Origin of the sequence: Spiroplasma sp. AdecLV25b, assembly GCF_030913225.1 — a bacterium.
Lineage (GTDB): Bacteria > Bacillota_I > Bacilli_A > Mycoplasmatales > VBWQ01 > Spiroplasma_E.
In genome coordinates this window covers 1-4,406 of the sequence record NZ_JAQYTS010000046.1, presented here as the reverse complement: position 1 = coordinate 4,406, position 4,406 = coordinate 1, and the positions used below count along the sequence as shown (strand labels likewise).

The window sequence follows — 4,406 nt, the reverse complement described above, 5'->3', positions numbered from 1 at the left end:
CCCACTAAATGGTAGGTTAGATACGTGTTACTCACCCGTTCGCCACTAAAGTATTGCTACTTCCGTTCGACTTGCATGTATTAGGCATGCCGCCAGCGTTAATCCTGAGCCAGGATCAAACTCTCAATAAAATTGTTTTTTGTTAAAAGAATGATATCTAACTTATTTAATTTTTTAATAAAAATTGACGGATTAATTCTTGTTCTATTTAGTTTTCAAAGATCGTTTTTTCTGGTTTATGACCATTTTGTTTTTGGTCACAATAGGAATACTACAGCAACCAATAATCAATGTCAATATAATTACAAGAAAAAAATAAATAATTTTTACTTAATTTTAAGTACTTCTTTTTCAGTCATGATAATCATTTTTAAAATAAAATATCTCTTTTTGAAATAAAAAAGAGATATCAATACTTACGATTAAATTTAGTAATAATAATAATATAAAACACAAATACAAATAATTATGAATAAAATGATAATTATGGAAATAATCAATTATAAAAGAAATAATTTCAAAAAATAAATTCACTTATTTATTCTTTTTTTGCTTGATGTTTTCTTTTAAGTTTTTATCAGAAATTGGTTTAAAAGCTTTTTTAGTTCTTTTTATGGGATTGTGTCTTGCACTAAATTTTCAATAAAAAATTAAGTAAGAAATAATTGCACCACCAAGTAGTGGCAATCCAATTCCTAATCCCATTTGTAATTGTCATCCATGAAATTTACTATTAGCTTGTGTTTGTAAATAATCATGAAAACTAATTCCATTGGCAAAATTATCAATTTCACCCTTATTTTTCGGCAACTCTTTTCCATTTAATAATTGTTTAATAGTATAACCGTGTAAATTTACATTACTTTCTGCATTAGTGACTGCATTTTCAAATTTTTGATTTATATCAGGTAAATTTGAATTCGTTCAAGTAATAGTATCACTTTGAAGTTTATCTAATTGAACTAGGTTTAAATAGTCATCATCAATAGTACTTGATTTTAAATAATTAAAACTATTAGAAGTTCAAGTTATTGGTTTTAAATAACTCTTAATTCCAACTTGATTTATGTGTTGTTGGATTAGTTGGATTTGTTCTGAACTAGCAAAACCTCTTGAAGCAATTGCGATGATTTGATTAATTCATTGGTCTTTATTGTCAGTGATAAATTTTTGATAACCATTAATTCAACTTGTATAACTATCTAAAGTTGATTTGTTAATTATATTTCTTGTATCAACATTTAAATCTTGTGGTAAACCAGATAAACCATCTTGTAATTTTTGATTAGCAATTGTATCTATTTCTGTATCTAATTTACTTTGATTAATAACTTCTTTTGTTGAACTATCAACATAATTAACATGATCTAAAAATGTCTTAAATCCATCTGCTAAATCATCAGGTACAATATTAAACCCTTTACCATTAAAATTAACATTATTATTAAAAATAATATTAACAGTGTTTTTATAGTTATTTAATCACCCATTTGCTTCTTGCTTTACTTCTTGACTTGCTGAATGACTATCAACTGTCACATTTAACTTGTTTGCTTTATCATTTAAATCTTTATCATCAAATTGGCCATTTAACTTTCAGTTTGTTTGTCCTAATTCTAAATAAGAATCATAAGAGTTACCAACCATATCAACTAAATGTAAGTGATAACTTCCATCAACGCTAATATTTGTATCTTTACTTATAGATTTTTTATTCCCTGTAACTATAAAATTATTGCTATTGTCAATCGTTCCTAAAATGAAAAAACTATTAGTATAATCAATGATATTTGTGTTTAAATTAATACTTAATGTAGCAACATGAATACCGCTTCCTGTATTTAGTACGTGTTTGTATAATTGGACAATTAATAGTATTACCTAAATCAGAAATTAAACCAGTTAACAAATCAGTATCACCTGAATTAGTTAAATAATTCAAATCATTACTATCAATCGCAGTTTTAATTCAAAAATTATAACTAATTTGACCAGTGCTACTATTTCCGCCAAATAAGTTAATGTATTGTTTATATTCATCTTTTAAATTTAAAATTAAAGTATGTGTACCCTTATCTAAGTTAACATTAGTTGCAGGTATAGTAATTGTTGCTCCATCTAATACAGCATTTTTTAAATATTCTTGTTTAATATTAATTTTTTGTTCTTGATTATAAACAAGTCCATTATACTTATCTCCATAATAGTAAGATTTTTTAATATCCAACAAGTAATCCAACAAATTTGCTTTATATAAACTTCTTTTGGTTTTATAAGTCCCCGTAGTAAAATATAATGTTCCATCAGATATATATAAATCATTAATGATTTCTGAAATACCAGTATCTGATGTAAAGTTTGTTCCATCCTTACTTATATACAACAAACCTTCCTTATCGCTAGATCATGCCTCTGCTCCCACATAAATTGTTCCATCAGGAGCAATCGCTATACAATTAATATAATAAATATCAAAATTAATACCAGATACTGGTGTAAAATTTGTTCCATCAGTTGATTTATATAAACCATCATATGCTGTTCCTACATAAATTGTTCCATTTTTATCAGAACTAATTGATGTTATACCAATATTTAATCCGTTCATTTGGCTAAAGTTTGTTCCATCAGTTGTCTTATAAACCCCTTTATCTGTTCCTACATAAATTGTTCCATCTGAAGCAACTACAGAATTATAAACATCAACATCAGATAAATTACTAAATTCACTAATAAAAGGATTATTAATCATACCTAAATTTTGTTTTATTTCTTGTCCTAATTTTGTATTATTTGTTAAATTAATTGTAGAAGACACCAAACTATTTGTTAAAATACTTATAGCAAACAAACTCATGAATTTTTTCATATTATTTTTCTCCTTTTTTGTTTTTAAATCTCTTCTTTTCTATAAAATTAAAAGAATTTTTGGCGTATGCCTTTTAACGTTATTTTAGTTTATAAATTTTATTCATAAAAACTCTTTTTAAGAATAAAAAATTTAATCTAACTTCTTTGACTTTTTCTGACATCTTGACTATCTCATTTAGAATCATAATGTGGTAATGTATGAATTGGTAATCACGCTACATCAGTGTCTGGGATAAAATTTGAACTTAAATCTAATTGTCTCAAATTAAATTAATTAATTTAACTAAAGGTGATAAATCAGAAATTTTATTATTTGCTAAATTTAATTCACTTAAACTACTAATCATCGACAAAGATGAAAGACCTAAAATATTATTACCAGTTAAATCTAAAGACACTAAATTAACCAGTGAAGACAATGGATTAAGGTCTAAAATATTATTAGCTGTTAAATTTAATTTACTTAAATTAGTCAAATTAGATAAAAATATTAAATCAGAAATTTTATTATTTGCTAAATTCAAATCAGTTAAATTATTAAATACTGATAATGATGAAAGATCTAAAATATTATTATAACTCAGATCTAATTGTGCCAAATTTGTTAATTGGAATAAGTCACTTACGTTGGAAATATTATTATGGTTTAAGATTAATTCTTTTAGTGTTTTTATATTTGATAAAGATGAAAGTTCGGAAATATTACTACAACTTAAATCTAATTGTGTCAAATTAGTTAAATTAGATAAATCATTAAGATCAGTAACGTTTGTATTATTAGATAAAACTAACTTTGAAAGAGTTTGAACATTAGACAATGAAAAAAATACAGTTTTCCAATCAAATTTAAATTTCTTACTTATTTTCATACTTGAAACATCTAATTCTTTTAACGAAATAAAAAACATAATTTTCCCAATATCACTAACATAATTATCAGATATGTTAAGCACTATTAACTGATTTAAAACCATTTTTAAATCACCTAAGTTAATAACTTTATTGTTATTAGCAATATTAAGTGCAGTCAAATGTGGAAAATAATCTAATCCAATAAAACTGCTAACATCAGCGTTTGATAAATCTAAAGCAGTTACACTATTAACATCATTTTGGTAAATAAAAATACCATTACTATCATTATGAATAATAGCACTTAATGAAATTTGAATGCGAGAAATTAAATTTGAATCGCTAATATACTCATTCAAATAACATCTAGTTTCATCATCATTTTTTAGAGATTTGTTGATTATTGTTTTAATTTGTTTATTACAATTTTTATTTTTTAATTGATTAGGATAATTATTACTTTTACTAATATTTTGGTTATTAAAGTTAGTATTTGATAAAAAAATTGATGATATAATCATTAAAGATAATGTGGTTAATAATTTTTTCATAATTGCATAAATCTCCTTATCTTAATTTTATAGCTTTGATTGGGTAATTAAAGTAGAATAACCATCAACTGTAAATGATAAAGGTAAGTAAATAAACATAATATTTGGATTATAAAATTGTGATTGGACAGG

At 24.3% G+C, this 4,406-nt stretch carries 3 protein-coding genes and 1 rRNA gene; all 4 read right to left on the bottom strand.

The genetic code is table 4. The features are described from left to right. Positions 1–131, bottom strand: a 16S ribosomal RNA gene (locus RDJ14_RS04560); the annotation flags it as partial. Positions 132–534: 403 nt separating this feature from the next. After that, a complete protein-coding gene (locus RDJ14_RS04555) occupies positions 535–1,647 on the bottom strand; it encodes a hypothetical protein (RefSeq protein WP_308150179.1) in 1,113 nt (370 codons plus the stop codon). Positions 1,648–1,801: 154 nt separating this feature from the next. Continuing rightward, a complete protein-coding gene (locus RDJ14_RS04550) occupies positions 1,802–2,869 on the bottom strand; it encodes a hypothetical protein (protein ID WP_308150178.1) in 1,068 nt (355 codons plus the stop codon). 253 nt (positions 2,870–3,122) lie between these two features. Further along, on the bottom strand, positions 3,123–4,274 hold the full coding sequence (locus RDJ14_RS04545) for a leucine-rich repeat domain-containing protein (protein WP_308150177.1): 1,152 nt from the start codon (positions 4,272–4,274) through the stop codon (positions 3,123–3,125). Positions 4,275–4,406: the final 132 nt, after the last annotated feature.